Below are 17556 nucleotides of genomic sequence, written 5' to 3'. Positions count from 1 at the left end.
TCAGATCCCGTGTGCAGGGACACGTTATGCCCACGGATGTTCATTGATTGCGGTTTTGAGGAAATGGTGGTGGCCCAAATCGCCGACCTTCCGTCAGCTCCGCTGCGTGAGCGTGTCGCCCTTCTCGTCGTACAGCTCACCGGTGCGCGGGCACTCCCACGCGCCCGGCTCCCCCGCGCGCTCCACCAGCCGCACCCCGGCCCGTCCCACCCAGCCGATCCGGCGGGCCGGGACGCCGGCCACGAGGGCGAAGTCCGGTACGTCCCGGGAGACCACCGCACCCGCCGCGACCAGGGCCCAGCGTCCGACGCGCACCCCGGCGACGCACACCGAACGGGCCCCCAGCGAGGCGCCCTCGGCCACCACGACCCCCGCCGCCTCCCAGTCGTCGCCGCGCTTGAGCCGCCCGTCGGGGTCGACCGCCCGCGGGTAGAAGTCGTTGGTGAGGACGGCGGCCGGGCCGATGAAGACGCCGTCGCCCAGTTCCGCCGGTTCGTACACGAGTGCGTAGTTCTGGAGCTTCACGTGGTCCCCGATACGGACACCGGGCCCCACGTACGCCCCGCGCCCCACGATGCACCCGCGGCCGAGGCGGGCGTCCTCGCGTATCTGCGCCAGATCCCAGACGGCGGTGCCCTCCCCGAGCTCGGCGCTCTCGTCGACCTGCGAGGAGGGTTGGATGCGGACACTCACGGCGCGATCCCCTAACGGTTCGTGAGACGTGCGGCGCGCGGACGGCACGCACGGATGTACGAGTGCACGGATGTACGGGTGCACGGGTGTGCCGGTGTTCTGGCGTGCGGAGGTACGCGCCGAGCATATGCGCACCGGGGGCGCCCCACCCGCGGATCAACCGACTGTTCACCCAGCGCACTTGAGGGATTCGGGCAGGGGGTCGGAGGTCGCACCGAGGAGCACGGGGGCGCACTCCACGGCACGCGGGGGCGCACACCCGGTGAAACCCGATCGCCCGTGCGGCGTTAGGAGAGGCGGGCCGCCGTTCGACCGCGGCGCAGACGACAGCGCGAGGAGCACGATGACTGACCCCGGGCCGGCCGGACGCGGCCGGATGAAGCTGGCAGCCCGCTGCCGGGTCGCCACGGAGGCCCCCGCCTTCAGCATGGGCGTCTTCTGCCTGATCCTGCTCAACGCCGCCCTGATGGGCGCGGAGACGTACAGCGGGCTCGCCGGGGAGCACCGGCTGCTGCTGCACACCGCGGAACAGGCCTGCCTGGCACTGTTCAGCCTGGAGATGGTGCTGCGCATCGGCGCCTTCGCGGACCGGCCGAAAGCATTCTTCCGCGACCCGTGGAACCTCTTCGACCTCGCGGTCGTGGCCTCGGCCTTCGTGCCGTTCGTCCGGGAGAACACGACCCTGCTGCGGCTGCTGCGGCTCGCCCGGGTGCTGCGCACGGCCCGCTTCCTGCCGCACCTGCGCATCCTGCTGATCGCCGTCGGCCGCAGCCTGCCCGGCACGGCCAGCTTCCTCTTCGTCGGGGGACTGGTGCTGTACGTGTACGCGATGGTCGGCTGGGTCTGCTTCGCCGAGTCCGACCCCGGACACTACGGCTCGGTGGGCCGCGCCATGCTGACCCTCTTCCTGCTGACCACCCTCGACGGCCTGACGGACGCGGTGCGCGCGGGCCTGCAGATCTCCCGCCTCAGCATCCTCTACTACGCCTCCTACGCGCTGCTGGCCTCCTTCGTGCTGGTGAACGTCCTCATCGGGGTCGTCCTCAACTCCCTGGACGAGGCACGCGAGATGGAGGACGCGGAGCGCCGTGACCCGAAGCGGCCGGGGAGCCCGCCGCCGGCCGGCGCCGGACCGGAGGCGTCCGGCGCGAACGCGCCCGGCACGGACGTCCGCGAACGCATCGCGACGGCCCGCCGCGCCCTGGACGACCTGGAGGCGAGCCTGCCGGCGGCGGACTCCCGCACCGACCGGCGCCTGGAGGCCTCGCACAGCGGTCCGTGAGCCGGTGTCGGTCCGTCAGTCCGTCAGTCCCCGTCCGGGTCGCGCCGGACGTCCCACGTGCCGTCCGGCCGCCTGCGGGACCGCCAGCGGCCCGGCCGGTCGGTGAGGCCGTGGTCCGGGCCGGCCCCGAAGCGCACGCCCTCGAAGCGGACCCGGGCCCGGAACACGGCGTCGGTGAAGTCCACGGAGTCCTCGAAGGCCGTCCCCGTGGACAGCAGACCGAGCTCCCACGTCGCGGCGGCGAAGGAGGCGGGCCCCGCGAACCCGGCCGCGCTCAGCCCCGTCAGGCCGCCGAAGCGGGTCCGGGAGAAGTCGGCCTCCCCGGTCACCCGCATCCCGTTCAGGTCCGCGGAGCCCTCCAGCACGGCCCGGGAGAAGAACAGTCCGTCCAGGAACACCGCGTCGGTGAAGCCCGCGGAACCCCGGAAGACCGCCCGGCGGAAGAGGGCCCGGCCCCGGAAGCGGCTCCGGTCGAAGTCGCCGATGTGCTGGAACTCCACCCCGTCGAAGGAGGCCGGACCCTCGAAGACCGACCCCACGAACGCCGCCCTGCCCGCGAACACGGCCCGCGCGAAGGAGGCCCGGTCGGTGAACTCCGCCCCCGGCCGGTCCCAGCCGTCCGCGAAGTACGCGCGGTCGAACGCCGCGCTCCCCAGCCTGACGGGGTCCGCGCCCGACGGGGCCAGCGCCGCCAGCACGCGCCCCAGCAGACCGTGTTCGAAGGTCGTCCCCCGGAAGTCGACCGGTACCCCCGGCGCCAGGGTGCCGAGGAAGGCACGCCGGTCACCCTCCGCCAGGTGGGCCAGGCACCGCTCGTACCCGGGGAGCCGGACACCGATGCAGCCCTGCGGTTCGGTCGCGGTGGCACCGATGCCACAGACCGGCCAGGCCACCGTGTCACCGAGGAGCTCGTCGGCCTCCGCGAGCAGCTGCCCGAGCGCCTCGGCGGGTGGGTACGGGTCGGTGCACAGCCAACCCTCGCCCTCGGCGCCCGCCCGCGCCACGGCCAGCCGGTCCGGCAGGCCGAGCAGGCCGTCCAGCTCGTCGTGCACCCGGTCGGAGACCGCGAGGAGGAGCGCGCCCGACGGGACCGTCCGGTGCAGGAGGTCCCCGACGGCGGGGTGCGCGGCGAGCCGGGCGGCTTCCGCCGCGTCGGCGCCGAGGGCGACGGCCAGGGAGGCGTGCATCCCCTCCATGCGGCGCTCCCCGTACGCGGCCATCCGGCCGGGCAGCCGCGCCAGCAGCCGGGCGGCCTTCGCGCGGGCCCCCGGCGCCTCCAGGAGGACCAGCACCGGCGCGTCCCCCTCGTCGGTGCTCACCCGCCCGCCGACGGCCGCCAGGGACATGAGCTCCAGCAGCATGGCCCGCGTCTCCTCCCGCGGCGAACTGCCGATCGGGTGCATGCCGTCGGTGCCCGTACGCACGGCGAGGCACACGGTCCGCACCGCGTCCGGGGAGGTGAAGGTCCCCGCCGACCCGCGGCGCGCGAGCACCCCGCGGAACCCCCGGTGCTCCAGCAGCGCGTGGGCCGAGAGGAACACCAGGCGGTTGGGCCACACCGTGTGGACGACCCCGACGAGGGTCCCGTCCGCGGAGACCGGGCCTCCGCGGTAGTGCGTCCAGGCGTCCGGTTCGGCCGACAGCCGGACCAGCTCGCCGTTGCGGTCGCCGCCGTACGGGACCACCTCGCCCGTCAGGCTGGCCGGCGCGCCCTCGTCGGTGCGGCCGTCGACCCGGACCTGCGCGGGACGGTGGTCGGCGTCCGCCCAGGACAGCGGCTGCGCGAAGAGTCCGGGGTCCGCGAGGTCCTCGTCGGCCTCCAGCAGGAGGACCCGCGGGGCCGCGTCGTCCCACCACACCGTGCGGCACGGGACCTCCCGGTCGCCGGGCCGCACCCACGCCTCCGCGCCCAGCGGGACCGCCCCGTCCCCGACCGTCAGGACCAGCCGCGGGGTCAGCAGGATGCCGACGTCCAGCGGCTCCGCCCGCGCGTCGTGGCGGACCCGCACCACCCGGTCGCCCAGGCCCGGGTCCGCCGCCGGCGGCCGGGTCGCGAAGGGCAGGGAGTCCTCGGCCACGCCGCGGTGGCCCTCCCGGCCGTCGGCGACGCGGACCGCCGGGAAGTCGGGCCCGGTGCCGCGCCGGCGCGCCAGGTACTCCCAGACGCGGCGGCGGACCAGCTCCCGGACGGCGGCGACGTCCCCGCGCAGCTGCGATCCGAGCAGCACCTCCCGTACTCCGGGCCGGAACTCGAACTCCGTCTGCCCGCCGTCGGCCCCCCGATCGTCACCCCGTTCGTCCCCCCACGGCTCGAACAGCCCGCCGAGGGCGACCTCCGCCAGGTGCCCGTGCTCGGAGTCGCGCAGGAGGGAACGCCGTACGAGGGTCATGACCGGCAGGGTGAGCGGGACGGCGGCGAGGTGGGCGGCGAGCTGCTGGGCGGTCGGGGAGGCCCCGGCGCGGAACCGCTCCACCACCTCCAGCGGACTGTGCCCGGTCGGGTCCGGACCGGGCCCGGAGGCTTCCGGCGCGCCGTGCCGCGCGTCCAGCCGCAGGCAGGCGAGGCGCCTCCAGCGGCCGTCGCCGGCGACCACGCGCACCAGCCGGGCCAGGCTGCCGGGGGCGATCCCGACCACGGGGACCACCTCGGGCGGCCGGTGGCGCCGTCCGGTGCGGGCGCGTCCGCCGGCCGGGCTGCGCTGCCAGGAGCGGGTGGCGGCGGCGGGCCGGTCGGCGCGGAGGGCGTAGGGGACGGGCCGGACGGCGCCCCGCGTCCACAGCCGTTCGGGCAGGACGTTGAGGACGGCCACGGCGTTGTGCGTGCACCAGTGCCGCAGCACGCCCTGGAGGGGGACTTCGCGCCAGCCCGCCGCGACGGTGTCGGAGAGGACGAGGATCAGCCGGCGGCCGGCGGGGTCGGCCAGTTCCAGCGGGTTGCGGGGCGGGCCGCCCCGGCCGCGGGTGAGCATCGGGGTGGCGCCGGGGCCGGTGCCGGTGAGCTGCCAGGTGCGGACGTCGCGGAAGACGCCGCTGCGGGTCAGCACCGCGCGGAGTTCGTCGACCAGGTCCGCCCAGAGCAGCATCGAGTGGTGGGCGTCCACGACCAGGGCCAGGTCCAGCCAGCGGCTCTCGGCGGGGCGCAGCACCGGGGTGGGCACCATCCGTTCGATGCTGCGTTCCACGGTGAGCTGCTCGTCCAGTTCCTGGCCGGGGCCGCCGATGGCGCGCCGGCCGACGGGACGCAGGGCGCGCATGAGGGAGAGCGGGTCGTCGAGGGAGGCGGCCCGCGGCAGCCGCAGGGGGCTGCCGCGGCGCCCTCCCGCTGTGTCGGCCGGCTTGCCGGCGGGGTCGTGCCGGGCGGCCGGGAAGAGCCGGACGGTTGGCCCCGGCCCGTCCGCGCCCCCGCCGCCGTCCTCGGCGCCCTCGCCGGGGAGCGGACCGGCGGCGGGGGACGGCGGTGCGGCCTCCGGCGCCGGTCCGTCCGGCGGCCCGGGGGCGGGCGCGCCGGGCGGGCGGGTAGCGGCGGGGTCCACCCGGGCGGCCAGCCAGAGGATGTCGGCGATCTCCTCGGGCCCGAGGCCCGGGCCGGGGCCCGCCGCGTCGGCGCCGTCGGCGAGCGCCGCGAGGAGGTCCTCGATCACGCCGTGGGCCCGGTCAGGCGCTGCATGACGGTGTCGAGGAACCGCTCGCGGTCGGCGGGTGCGGACCAGGCGCCGGCGAGGCGGAGCTGGATGGCGTTGAGGAGCTGGTCGGTGGCCAGGTCCCCGTCGGCGCCGCGGTCGGTGAAGGCGCGGACCAGGTCCTGGTACTCGTCGCCGTCCTCGATGTCGACGCCGAGCCTGCGGCGCACGATGCGGGCGAGTTTTTCCGGGCCGGGCGGCTCCAGGTGGAGCCGGACGCAGCGGCGCAGGAAGGCGGGCGGGAAGTCGCGTTCGCCGTTGCTGGTGAGGACGACGACGGGGAAGTGGCGGCACTGGACCCGGCCCTGGGTGATCCGTACGACGGCCTCGGGGTCGTCCTCGGTGCCGATGGCGACCGTGGGATCCTCCTGCGCCAGGCGGGCGAGTTCGGGGATGAGGAAGCCGCCGTCCTCGAAGACGGTGAGGAGGTCGCCGGGCAGGTCGATGTCGCTCTTGTCGATCTCGTCGACGAGCAGCACGCGCGGGCGGGTCTGCGGCAGCAGGGCGGTGCCGAGCGGGCCGAGGCGCAGGTAGCGGGAGATGGACGGCCCGCCGCCCGCGGCCGGGCGGTCGGCGGCGGCGGATCCGGGGGGGCGCAGCTGCTCCAGGCCGGCTTCCTGGAGGCGGCCGACGGCGTCGTAGAGGTAGAGCCCGTCGCGCAGCACGGTCCGGCTGGTGATCGGCCACTGCAGTACGGGGCCCAGGCCCAGGTCGGCGGCGATGCCGTGGGCGAGGGTGGACTTGCCCACGCCGGGCTTCCCGGTGATCAGCAGCGGCCTGCGCAGGTGCAGCGCCGTGTTGACGACGTCCGTCTCCGGGCCGTCCGGCACGTATCCCTCGCCGCGCCGCCAGGTGCGCTCCCAGGCGGGTCCGGCGCACTCGGGCGGCCGGTAGAGCGGGTCCGGCACCCCGGTGAAGTCCCGCCAGGGCGGCGGGAATCCGGTCTCCAGGCGGGCGCGCCGCTCCTCGCTCCCGCCGTTGCCCCGGTACAGCCACCAGTCCTTCGCCACTGCCTCTGCCTCCATCGTCGGTGTCGCCGTGTGTCGGTGGTCGGGGTCAGGCCAGGGAGCGCACGCCCGGTGCGTCGTCGGGATCGTCCCACAGCAGCACCAACTGGTCTTCCCCCGGCGGCGGTTGGCAGGCGTGCGCGGCCCGGGCGGCCGCGCCGGCGGCCGCCCGGCGCACGTCCCGTACGCGGGCGGGCAGACCGAGGACGTCCAGTGCGCCGGGGTCCGGCCGGCCGTCGGGGCCGGCCGGTGCGAGCAGGTCGAGGAGGGGGCGTTCCGGGGTTCCGCCCCCGCGGCGCCACACCGCCACCGGGACACCGCCCTCCAGTACGGCTTCCAGCAGTCCGGCGTGCGGGGCCGCCGTGGTGTGGTCCAGGACGCAGGCGGGCGCCGGCCCGCCGGCCAGCTCCATCCCGAGCCCGTCGTGCAGCTCGTGGTCCTCCACCACCCGGACGGCGTCGGGGTGCCGGCCGCCCTGGAGGCGCAGCCAGCGCCAGCTGCCGTGCCATGCGGCCCGGGTGTCGGCGCGCTCCTGCGGGCAGCGCACCACGACCTGGTGGAGCAGTCCGAGGGCGCGGTGCCGGCCGGCCGGTCCGCGGGGTACAGGCCACTGGTCGAAGGCGGTGTCCAGCAGGGCGTACGGGACGTGGAACTCGACGCGGTCCACGGCCGGGTACACCCCCGGTTCCTCCCGGTCCCCCTCCGGCGGCGCCGCGCAGGCGAGGGCGAGCTGCCGCACGAGCTGCTCCCGTACCGCGTCCAGCCCCACGGGGGCGCCCTCCGACTCCCAGACGTGCTCGGTCCGCCGGCCCCGCAGCCAGATCCGGGCCAGGTGGCCGGGCCCGCCGTCCGGCGGCGTCTCCAGCCGTACGTGGACGACGGTCGTGCGGGGCGGGGGCGGCGGCGGGGGCAGCACCGGCAGGGCCAGGCGTTCGCGGGTGGCGGCGACCCACTCCCCCAGCCGCGCGGCCCACGCGGGGTCGCCCGCCGCGGCCGCCCGGTCCGCGAGGAAGCGGACGAAGGGCACGGCCAGCGGCATCCCGCCGCGCCCGCCCTGGCGTTCGTCGAGGTCCTGGACCACCTCCAGGAGGCTTTCGCCGGGCAGCCCGCCGCCGACCGGGGTGGTGCAGCCGGCCGCCTTGAACGCCCACGCGTAGGCCTCGTGGGTGCTGCGCGGCGGCTCGCGTCCGGCGAAGAGCCCGCCGAGGCCGTCCCAGGCCTGCTGGTCGAGCCGGGTGGCTCCCTGCGGGATCCCGCCGGACGGGTCCTCGTCGAGGAAGGAGCAGGCGTCCCAGTCGCGGTCGACGACGAACTGCGGGAGCTGCCAGCCCTCGCCGCGTTCGCGCAGTTCCCGGAAGGCGCGGTGGATGCTGCGGGCCGCGACGGGCAGTCCGCTGACGCTCTCCCGCACCGAGTGCCCGCCGATCTCGTCGAGGAGGGCCTCGGTGAACCGGCCGGCGCCGCGTTCGGCGTCGTTCTGCGCGGCCTCGCCCTCGCGGGAGGCGTAGAGGCGGAACTGCCGGCGGCCGGGCACCGACAGCCCGCCGCCGTAGTCGTTGGTGCCGAAGTTCCAGCGGGCGTCGCGGGGCGCGTCCACGCGGCAGGAGTCCACGAGCGCCGCCTGGAGCGGGAAGCTGCGCTGTTTGACGAGGTCGGTGCGCCACCAGCGCAGCGCCGAGTCGAGGTTGAGGTGGCGGATCTGGCTCGGGCGGGCGTCGGCGCAGGGCAGCATCAGCTCGTGCCGGGGTCCGAGGTAGCCGTGGCCCGCCCAGAAGATCCACAGCAGGTCGCCGTCGCACTGCGGGAGTTCGTCGAGGAGCGCGGCCTTGACGTTCTCCTCGGTCGCCGGCCGGTACGCGGTGCGCAGGGCGGCCATGGCCGGGGAGTCCGACCAGTCGAGGGCGTCCGGTTCGTCGAGCGGCGACAGGAGCAGCCGGAGGTTGCCGGGCGGCACCTGGGCGGGGCCGGTCAGCCAGCGGGCGAACCGCAGGGCGTCGCGAGCCGGCCCGCGCAGGTTCCAGCGGTGGCTGATCTCGTAGCGCTCGACCCCGGCGACGAGCGCGAAGGTGCGCTGCGGGCCGAGGGCCGGGGGCAGGAAGCCGGCGGGGATCATCCGATCTCCGCTTCGGCCACCGCCTGTTCGATCCGCTCGTAGAGGGCGTCCTGTTTCCAGTAGGCGCTGTGGCAGGCCGGGAAGGGCTGGCGGCTGCCGATCTCGTGGTCGGTGACGCGGGGGTCGCCGGGGAACACGGGCCCGGCGAGGTAGGCGAGGACGTCCTGGCGGTCGAAGACGTTGAGCCAGCGCGGGAAGCCGTACGGGAGCTTCGCGCCCGGTTCGAGCGCGGCGAGCGCGCCGAGCTCGTGGAGGAAGGGCGCCTGGGAGCCGACGGTGACGAGGAGCCGGGCCCCGGGCACGGCCTCCCCGCGGGCGGCGGCGAGGGCGAGGAGGTCCACCAGGGCGATCCCGCCGAGACTGTGCCCGACGAGCACGGTCGGTCCCGGGTCGGCGGTGATCCGCGCGTGCAGGAACGCCCGCAGCTCGTGGCCGCGGGCCTGGTAGCGCAGGATGTCGCCGAGGGCGGGGGTGGCGCCCGTGGTGAGGGAGCCGCGCCAGGCGTTGAGCAGGGGCTGGGTGGTGACCCGCAGCGCGAGCCGGCCGAGGACGGCCGCGGCGCGGGCCCCGGGGACCCGGGCGTCGCCGCCGAGGCGGGTCGTGAGCAGTTCGACGAGGCGGTCGCGTTCGGCTCCGGTGCAGTCGGCGTCGGCCCCGGCGTCGGCCAGCGCGGCGGCGGTGACGGCCCGGGCGAGGGCGGATGCCAGTTCACGGGCCTGCGCGTCGCCGGCGGCCCGGTCCGCGGCCCGGGCGGCTTCGGCGGAGGCCGCGGTGGAGTCCAGGGCGGCGGGGTAGCCCGCCGCGAGCCCGGTGCCGTGCAGCAGGGCGCCGAGTTCGTCCCCGGTGCGGGGCGGATCGTGCGGCAGGGCGGCGAGCAGTGCGAGGACGCCCGTACCGGCGGGCCGGACGCCGGGCATCGCGAACGGGTCGTCGCCGGGGTCCCCGCCGGGCCCGCCCGCGGGGCCTCCGCCGGACGCGGCGCCGCCCTCCCCGGGCGGGCCCCAGCCGGCCTCGGCCAGGACCCTCAGCTCGCACAGCGGATCGGCCAGCAGCAGCGCCCACTCGGCGGTCTCGGCGTCCACGGGGTCGGGTGCGGCGTCGGGGCGCGGCCGCATGCCGGGCACGGACCGGCCGCCGGCGCCGAGGGTGGCGCCGAACCGGTCGCCCCAGTAGCAGGAGTCGACTCGTGCGCGGGGGAACCGGGCGGTCAGCCGGTCGCGGACCAGGGCGAAGAGCCTGTCGTGCCGCTCGCGCCGTACCCCCGTGCCGTGGACAAAGAGAAAACGCACCGCCGCACCGCCCCCTCGCGCAGTTCGCCCCGCCCGGGCACGATAGCGCCGTGCGTCCGGACCGGTGGGGGGAACGCCGGGTTCGGCACCGGCCGCCGGCCCGCGGGACGGCGGGACGGAGGCGCCCGGGAGGGCGGGCCCGGACGTGCACGGGACGGCGGGGGCGGGTCCGGACGTGCACGGGACGGCGGGGGCGGGCTGTGAGGACGGACACGTGCCGGGCGCGGAACCCGGGCGGCCCTCCCCCCATCGAACGGAGCGTCGGACGCGTACGCGGGTGGAGGGGGCACATGACCAGCAGGGTTGGGGAGCGGGAACGGCGGCGGGGGCACGGCCGGGCCGTGGCCCGGGGCTCCGTCGTGGTCGGTCTCCTGTGCACCCTCGTCCTCGCCGGGGCCGGCTACGTGGCGTGGGAACTGCGCGGCATCGCCGCCAACCGCGCCGACGGCGACCCGGCGCTGGGCTTCTACCAGCAGGACCCCGAGCGCGCCGACCGGACGGCCTCGGCGGTGCTGGACGGCATCGTCCGCGAGGCCGCGGAGCCCCCGACGGACGACAAGGCCTTCGCCGGGTCCGGTTCCGACGCCGACTGGCGCTCCGGCGGCTGGGCGCCCTCCGACCCGCTGGAGGCCCGGCCGGCCCCCGCCGAGCCGGCGGCCGGCGCGCTGTTCTCGCCCGGCAACGACGGCGATCCCGACCACCACTGCTCGGGCGTCGTGGTGCACTCCCCCGGCGGCGACCTGATCGCCACCGCCGCGCACTGCGTGCACGGGGGCGGCTTCCGCACGAACCTCGCCTTCGTGCCGGGCTACCGGGACGGGACCGCGCCGTTCGGCGTGTGGGTGCCCACCCGGATCGACGTGGACCCGCGCTGGGCGCGGGACCAGGACCCCGACGCCGACGTGGCGTTCGTACGGGTGCGCCGCCCCGGCTATCCCGGGCAGCGCCTGGAGGACGTCACCGGCGCCAGGACCATCGGCTTCGGCACCGAACTGCCCGCGCCCGCACGGCTGATGGGCTACCCGAACGCCACCGAGCAGCCGCTGGACTGCCGCACCACGGCCCGGCCGGCCGGACCGACGCAGATCCGGCTGGACTGCGCGGACGTGCCCAACGGGACGAGCGGCGGCCCGGTGCTGACCGACGGCCGGACCCTGATCGGCGTGATCGGGGGACGGGACGGCGGGGGCGACGACGAGACCTCGTACAGCGTGTACTTCGACGACCGGGTCCGGGCCCTGTACGAGCGTTCCACCGCGGGGCACTGAGCGCGGCGCGGGCCCCCGGGGCACCGGGGCCCGGCGGGCGGCTCAGGAGGGCCGGCGGCGCCGGGAGCCCCCGGTCAGCGCGGCAGGGCGGCGTACGAGACGCCCGTGAGCCGCTCGGAGGCGGCCCACAGCTCCTCGCCGGCGGCGTCGTCGAGGGTCCACCGCGCACGCCACGACGGCACGGGCGCTCCGCGCCAGCCGAAGCGCGGGCCGTAGAAGGCGTCCTGGCCGACGCCGGGCGCGGTGGCCGCGTGCAGGGTGGGCAGGGCGCCCGAGGCGGTGGGCTGGGCCAGGACCGCGTCCCCGAGGGCCGTCAGGCGCGAGCCGAGGGTCGGCCCCTCCAGGCGGGCCGCCCCCGTGTGCAGGTTGCTGGACGCGTAGCCGGGGTGGGCGGCGGCCGCGGTGACCGGCCCGCCCGCGGCCGTGAAGCGGCGGGCCAGCTCGTGCGTGAAGAGCAGGTTCGCGGTCTTGGAACGGCCGTAGGCGATCCAGCGCCGGTAGCCGGCCTCGGCGTCCCGGCTGCCGAACCCTTCCGTGGCGGCGGGCCCCCCGGCGCCGGAGGGGATCTTCCCGAGGACGTGGAAGCCGCTGGAGACGGTGACGATGCGGGCCCCGGCGCCCGCGGCCCGCAGCCTGGGCAGGAGCAGCCCGGTCAGCGCGAAGTGCCCGAGGTGGTTGACGCCGAACTGCGTCTCGAACCCGTCGGTGGTGCGCCCGAACGGCAGCGCCATCACGCCGGCGTTGTTGACGAGCAGGTCCAGTGCGCCGCGCCGGCCCGCGTACGCGGCGGCGAACTGCCTCACCGAGGCCAGGTCGGCGAGGTCCAGCGGCATGAACTCCACCGCGGCGTCCGGCACCTCGCCGCGCAGTCGGACCACGGCGGCCCGGCCCCGGGCGGCGCTGCGGCAGGCCAGCACCACGGTGGCGCCGTGCCGGGCGAGCTCCCGGGCCGTGACGTAGCCGATGCCGCTGTTCGCGCCGGTCACGACGGCGGTCCGGCCGCTCTGGTCGGGGATGATCGCGGTGGTCCGGCCGGGCATGGCAGCTCCCTCGTCACACGGTGGGCCACCGAGCGTAGACCGGGACACGCGCGCGGCCTCGCCAGGGTGGGCGCCGGAAGCGGATCCGCAGGCCAGTAGGCTGCGGGTCCGCCCTTCCGTTCCCGTCCCGTCCCCGAGGTACCGCGCAGTGAGCTCCGCACCGCCCCCCATACCCGTGACGGTCGTCGGCCTCGGCGCCGACGGCTGGGCCGGGCTCACCACCGCCGCCCGGTCGGCCCTGTCCTCCGCCGAGGTGCTGATCGGCGGGCCGCGCCAGCTCGACCTGCTGCCGTCCGCCGACTGCGCCGGTGAGCGGGTGGCCTGGCCGAGCCCGCTGCGCCCGGCCGTGCCGAAGCTCATGGCCGAGCACTCCGGCCGCCGGATCGCCGTCCTGGCCAGCGGCGACCCCATGTTCTACGGGATCGGGCGCGCCTTGGCCGAGGAGCTCGGCCCGCGGTCCCTGCGCGTGCACCCGCACCCCTCGTCGGTCTCCTACGCCTGCGCCCGCCTGGGCTGGCCCGTGGAGGACACCGAGGTGATCACCGTGGTGGGCCGCCCGGTGGCCCGGCTCGCGGCCGCCCTGCACGAGGGGCGCCGGGTGCTCGTGCTGAGCGCGGGCGCCGCCTCCCCGGCCGAGATCGCCGCCCTGCTGCGCGAACGGGGCTTCGGCCCGAGCCGGATGCGGGTGCTGGAACAGCTCGGCTCCGAACGCGAGGACGTGTACGAGGGCACGGCCGCCGCCTGGGACCGGCTTCCCGGCGATCCGCTGAACGTGGTGGCCGTCGACTGCCGCCGGGACCCGTCCCACGCAGCGCCGCGCCTGGGCGCCACCCCGGGCCTGCCGGACGCCGCGTACGAACACGACGGGCAGCTCACCAAGCGCCACGTCCGGGCGGCGACCCTGTGCGCGCTCGCCCCCTCGCCGGGCGAGCTGCTGTGGGACATCGGCGGCGGCTCGGGCTCCATCGGCATCGAGTGGATGCGCACCCACCCCTCCTGCCGTGCGGTGGCGGTGGAGCGCGTCCCCGAACGGGCCGCGCGGATCGGCCGCAACGCGGCGGCGCTCGGCGTCCCGGGACTGCGGGTCGTCGTCGGCGCGGCCCCGCAGGCGCTGGCCGGGCTGCCGGCCCCGGACGCGGTGTTCATCGGCGGCGGGCTGACCGCCCCGGGGCTGCTCGACGCGGTCTGGGACGCGCTGGCCCCGGGCGGCAGGCTGGTGGTCAACACGGTCACCCTGGAGTCGGAGGCGGTCCTCGCCGAACGCCACCGGCGGCACGGCGGCGAGCTGGTGAAGCTGGCGGTGGCGCACGCCGTCCCGGTCGGCGGTTTCACGGGATGGCGGCAGGCGATGCCGGTCACCCAGTGGTCGGTGACGAAACCGGCGACGGCGGCTCGGACGACACCACGGACGACACCGCGGACGGGACCACACACGGCAGCGCAGACGCCGGCGCAGACGGCAACGGACGAGAAGGATCAGACATGACCGTGTACTTCATCGGTGCGGGCCCCGGCGCCGCCGACCTGATCACGGTGCGCGGTGCCCGCACCCTGGCCGCCGCGCCCGTGTGCCTGTACGCGGGCAGCCTCGTGCCGCGCGAGCTGCTGGCCGAGTGCCCGTCGGACGCCCGGCTGGTCGACACCGCGCAGCTGAACCTGGACCAGATCGTCGCCGAGTGCGTACGGGCCCACGAGGCCGGTCAGGACGTGGCACGGCTGCACTCCGGCGACCCGTCGATCTTCAGCGCGGTCGCCGAGCAGATGCGCCGCCTCGACGCCGCGGGGATCCCCTACGAGGTCGTCCCCGGCGTCCCGGCCTTCGCCGCCGCGGCCGCCGCCCTCAAGCGGGAGCTGACGGTGCCCACCGTCGGCCAGACCGTCATCCTGACCCGGATCGCCCAGCAGGCCACTCCCATGCCGCCCGGCGAGGACCTGGCCACCCTGGGCCGCAGCGGCGCGCTGCTGGTCCTGCACCTGGCCACCCGCTACGTGGACCGCGTGGTCGACGAGCTGCTCCCGCACTACGGGGCCGAGTGCCCGGTGGCGGTCGTGGCGATGGCCAGCCGCCCCGACGAGCTGATCCTGCGCGGCACGCTCGCCGACATCGCCGACCGGGTGAAGGCCGCGGGCCTGGTCCGCACGGCGGTCATCGTGGTGGGCCGCACCCTCGGCGCCGAGCAGTTCCGCGACAGCCACCTGTACTCCCCCGGACGCGACCGGCATGTCTGCTGACGGGGCCGCGCCCGGGGCCGGACGGCACGTCCTGGTCCTGGGCGGCACCACCGAGGCCCGTCGGCTCGCGGAGGCGCTGGCCGGCGAGGCCGCCTGGCGGGTGACCACCTCGCTGGCGGGACGCGTCACGGCGCCCGTGCTCCCGCCCGGCGACACCCGCATCGGCGGTTTCGGCGGCGCCGAGGGGCTGGCGGCCTGGATCGCCGCGCACCGGGTCACCCACCTGGTCGACGCCACCCACCCCTTCGCGGAACGCATGAGCTTCAACGCGGCGGAGGCGGCCCGGCTCTCGGGGGTCCCGCTGCTCGCCCTGCGCCGGCCCGGCTGGGAGCCGGCCGCCGGGGACGCCTGGACCTTCACGGACTCCCTGGCCGGGGCGGCGGCGCTGCTGCCGGGTCTGGGCCGGCGGGTGTTCCTGACCACCGGGCGGATGGGCCTGCACACCTTCGCGGGCCTCGACGACACGTGGTTCCTGGTGCGGTCGGTGGACCCCCCGGACGGGCCGGTGCCCGCCCGGCTCGAAGTGCTGTTGGCCCGGGGCCCGTTCACCCTGGAGGACGAGCGGCAGCTGCTGGCCCGCCACCGGATCGACCTCCTCGTCACGAAGGACAGCGGCGGCTCGGCGACCGCCCCCAAGCTGGCCGCTGCCCGGGAGGCGGGCGTCCCGGTCCTGGTCGTGCGCCGTCCCCCGGTCCCGGAGGGCGTGCCGGAGGCCTCGTCGGTCGCCGCGGCCCTGGAGCGGCTGCGCCGGGACGGCCGGGCCCCGTCCCGCTGACCCGGGCGGGCGGCCGCCGCCGCGCTACCGGGAGACGCTGCCGAGCCAGAGCAGGTCGCGGGCCCGGGTCATGGCCACGAACAGCTGGCTGCGCCGCAGTTCGTCGCGCTCCCGGGCCGTCTCCGCGGCCTGCGTACCGCCCGCCGTGCCGCTCGCCGTGCCGTCGCGGCCGGCCGGTGTCCCGTGCCCGGACGGCTCGTCGTGCCGGGGCAGAAAGACGTTCTTGAACTCCAGCCCCTTGGCCCGGCGGTAGGTGCCCAGCTTGACCGCGCCCACGGCGTTCCCGTCGTAGCCCTCCAACTGGCAGACCGGGATCCCCGCCCGGGTCAGCAGCCGCTGGTAGTGGCCGAGGCTCCATTTGGAGGGGCACAGCAGCGCGGTGTCGGCGAGGGCCCCGTCGGGCAGGGTCCGCAGCGCCTCCAGGAGCCGTTCGTCGTGGACGTCCGCCGTGGGAGCGGCCACCCGCACCACGTCGCCGTCGTGGTACGTCAGGTCGACGTCGCGGCGCCCCGGGGTGCGCAGCCCGTCGATGTCCTCGAAGGCGTCGTCGGCGACGACGGCGAGGGCGGCCTCCAGGATCCGGCCGCTGTTGCGGTAGTTGGTGCGCAGCACCTGTCCGCGGTCGCCGCGGATGTCGATACCGGCGTCGGTGAGCCGGAAGCCGCCCGGGTACACGGTCTGCTGGCCGTCCCCGACGAGCAGCAGACCGTTGGGGGCGTCGCCGACGAGCGCGTGCAGCAGGCGCACCCCCACCAGGGTGAGGTCCTGCACCTCGTCCACGACCACGGCGGCGTACGCGGGCCCGCGCGGCTCCCGCGACGCCTCGGCGAGGGCCAGCGCGAGCACGTCGTTGAAGTCGTGGACGCCGCGCTCGCCGCGCAGCGACTCGTACTCCTCGTAGAGCTCCCACACCGACTCCCGGTGGGCGCGCAGCAGGCGCGCCCTGCGCCGCCGCCTGGGGACGAGCGCGTACTCCTCGAAGCGGGTGAGACCCCGCCCCTTGATGACGTGGTCGATCTCCTCGCGCCAGTAGCCGGGGGCGGGGTCGAGCTCGGCCAGCCGGCCCTCCCGGCCCACGTGCTTCCAGGCCAGGCTGAAGGCGGTCTCGGCCTTCTCCCTGCTGAGCCGTACGGGGACGCCCCGCTCCTGGAGGAAGTCCTGTGCCCACGCGTGGAGGCTGCGGAAGTCCACCCGGCCGGCGACGGCGGGGGCCATGGCCTTCAGGAAGGTGGCCTGCACCCGCGGCAGGTTGTTGGCGAAGGTGACGTAGAGGATGCGGCCGGTGGTCCGCCGGGCGAGGTGCGCGGCGCGGTGCAGGGCGACGACCGTCTTGCCCGTCCCCGCGGGCCCGCTGATCCGTGCCGGGCCCGACCAGTCGCGGAGTACGAGCGCCACCTGATCGGGGTGCAGGAAGGTCATCCACTGCTCGATGGGCGCCTCCCGCGCCCCCGCCAGAGCGGCTTCGCGCAGCCCTTCCGCGTCGAACAGGGCGTCGTCGCGGGACGGCGGGGGGTGCGCGCCGGGGTGCGGCGGGGGCGCTTCCAGCGCCGCGCCCTCGTGGTCCGGCAGGGCCCGTTCCAGGTGGTCGGCCAGCGCGCGTACGGACGCCGCCCGCAGCCGGTGCCGCTGCGCGAGGAGTACGGGGCCGGCCTCGCGCTCCCCCAGCAGCCGTATCCGTCCGAGCGGGCGGTCGAGACTGCGGCCGGCCACCACCATGACCGGCTGGACCGCCACCGGGGACATGCCCAGGGAGGCCACCGCGCTCGTGACGACCCGGGCGGCGGCGAGCAGCGCGCCCGCCTCCTCGTCGCCCGGCTCGCCGCCGGGCCGGTCCGTCACACCGACGACGAAGACCCCGCCGGGCCCCACCAGCACCATGCGGCCGTGCGCGGCCCGCCCGACGAGCAGCCGCCAGCCCCGCGCGGTCAGCACCAGCAACTGCGCGAGGACCCGCTGCCCGCCCCCGTCGGGCACGGCCCGCTGCCGGACCTGCCGCCGGGCGGCCTCCCACTGCTCGCGCAGTAACCGCTCCTGCCGCCGCGCCTCCTGAACCCCGCCTGCCCCCATGCCAACCCCCTCCTACACGGAGTGACGATCATAGGACGCAAGGCAACCCCACCGTCAGAGCGCCTGCCGGGGCCGGGGCAGGCCCGGCCGGGGAAGGCCCGGTGGGGGTT

12 protein-coding genes are annotated in these 17556 nt (G+C 76.7%); 5 read left to right on the top strand and 7 right to left on the bottom strand.

Annotated elements, in window-relative coordinates:
* Nucleotides 1–93 precede the first annotated feature (93 nt).
* Nucleotides 94–693 carry an acyltransferase gene (locus ACPU2J_RS27050; RefSeq protein ID WP_361597757.1) on the bottom strand — a complete coding sequence of 200 codons (600 nt, stop codon included), beginning with the start codon at nucleotides 691–693 and terminating at the stop codon, nucleotides 94–96.
* A 343-nt stretch (nucleotides 694–1036) separates the two neighbouring features.
* Here ACPU2J_RS27050 and ACPU2J_RS27045 point away from each other — a divergent pair, with 343 nt between their 5' ends.
* A complete protein-coding gene (locus tag ACPU2J_RS27045) occupies nucleotides 1037–1975 on the top strand; it encodes an ion transporter (RefSeq protein ID WP_423834203.1) in 939 nt (312 codons plus the stop codon).
* Nucleotides 1976–1998: 23 nt separating this feature from the next.
* Here ACPU2J_RS27045 and ACPU2J_RS27040 read toward each other — a convergent pair whose 3' ends face one another.
* From ACPU2J_RS27040 to ACPU2J_RS27025, 4 genes are read right to left on the bottom strand one after another with little or no spacing between them, the layout of a single operon-like run.
* Entirely contained in the window at nucleotides 1999–5616 is a 3618-nt protein-coding gene (locus tag ACPU2J_RS27040) for an SAV_2336 N-terminal domain-related protein (protein WP_423834202.1), read from the bottom strand.
* On the bottom strand, nucleotides 5613–6680 hold the full coding sequence (locus ACPU2J_RS27035; protein WP_423834201.1) for an AAA family ATPase: 1068 nt from the start codon (nucleotides 6678–6680) through the stop codon (nucleotides 5613–5615). The genes ACPU2J_RS27040 and ACPU2J_RS27035 overlap by 4 nt, the downstream gene beginning before the upstream one ends.
* Nucleotides 6681–6711: 31 nt before the next feature.
* Nucleotides 6712–8775: a hypothetical protein gene (locus ACPU2J_RS27030; RefSeq protein ID WP_420079196.1), complete on the bottom strand. Its 2064-nt coding sequence runs from the start codon at nucleotides 8773–8775 to the stop codon at nucleotides 6712–6714.
* Complete coding sequence (locus ACPU2J_RS27025; protein ID WP_420079197.1) at nucleotides 8772–10064, bottom strand: hypothetical protein; 1293 nt, start codon at nucleotides 10062–10064, stop codon at nucleotides 8772–8774. The genes ACPU2J_RS27030 and ACPU2J_RS27025 overlap by 4 nt, the downstream gene beginning before the upstream one ends.
* A 290-nt stretch (nucleotides 10065–10354) precedes the next feature.
* On the opposite strand from ACPU2J_RS27025, the gene ACPU2J_RS27020 reads away from it, so the two are divergent.
* Nucleotides 10355–11332 carry a trypsin-like serine peptidase gene (locus tag ACPU2J_RS27020; protein WP_423834200.1) on the top strand — a complete coding sequence of 326 codons (978 nt, stop codon included), beginning with the start codon at nucleotides 10355–10357 and terminating at the stop codon, nucleotides 11330–11332.
* 74 nt (nucleotides 11333–11406) lie between these two features.
* Here ACPU2J_RS27020 and ACPU2J_RS27015 read toward each other — a convergent pair whose 3' ends face one another.
* Nucleotides 11407–12372 (bottom strand): oxidoreductase, encoded by a 966-nt coding sequence (locus ACPU2J_RS27015; RefSeq protein ID WP_420079199.1) that lies wholly within the window; start codon nucleotides 12370–12372, stop codon nucleotides 11407–11409.
* A gap of 148 nt (nucleotides 12373–12520) precedes the next feature.
* On the opposite strand from ACPU2J_RS27015, the gene cbiE reads away from it, so the two are divergent.
* Genes cbiE through ACPU2J_RS27000 form a run of 3 tightly spaced genes read left to right on the top strand, consistent with a single transcriptional unit; the run spans nucleotide 12521 to nucleotide 15379 of the window.
* Nucleotides 12521–13858 (top strand): precorrin-6y C5,15-methyltransferase (decarboxylating) subunit CbiE, encoded by a 1338-nt coding sequence (gene cbiE / locus ACPU2J_RS27010; protein WP_420079200.1) that lies wholly within the window; start codon nucleotides 12521–12523, stop codon nucleotides 13856–13858.
* A complete protein-coding gene (cobM, locus tag ACPU2J_RS27005; RefSeq protein ID WP_420079201.1) occupies nucleotides 13855–14604 on the top strand; it encodes a precorrin-4 C(11)-methyltransferase in 750 nt (249 codons plus the stop codon). Before cbiE ends, cobM begins: the two co-directional genes overlap by 4 nt.
* Nucleotides 14594–15379 carry a cobalt-precorrin-6A reductase gene (locus ACPU2J_RS27000; protein WP_420079202.1) on the top strand — a complete coding sequence of 262 codons (786 nt, stop codon included), beginning with the start codon at nucleotides 14594–14596 and terminating at the stop codon, nucleotides 15377–15379. The genes cobM and ACPU2J_RS27000 overlap by 11 nt, the downstream gene beginning before the upstream one ends.
* A gap of 24 nt (nucleotides 15380–15403) precedes the next feature.
* On the opposite strand, the gene ACPU2J_RS26995 is transcribed toward ACPU2J_RS27000, so the two are convergent.
* Nucleotides 15404–17446: a UvrD-helicase domain-containing protein gene (locus ACPU2J_RS26995; RefSeq protein ID WP_423834199.1), complete on the bottom strand. Its 2043-nt coding sequence runs from the start codon at nucleotides 17444–17446 to the stop codon at nucleotides 15404–15406.
* Nucleotides 17447–17556 lie beyond the last annotated feature (110 nt).

Origin of the sequence: Streptomyces manipurensis, assembly GCF_049570255.1 — a bacterium.
GTDB lineage: Bacteria > Actinomycetota > Actinomycetes > Streptomycetales > Streptomycetaceae > Streptomyces > Streptomyces manipurensis.
This window is presented reverse-complemented; position numbering and strand designations above follow the sequence as displayed.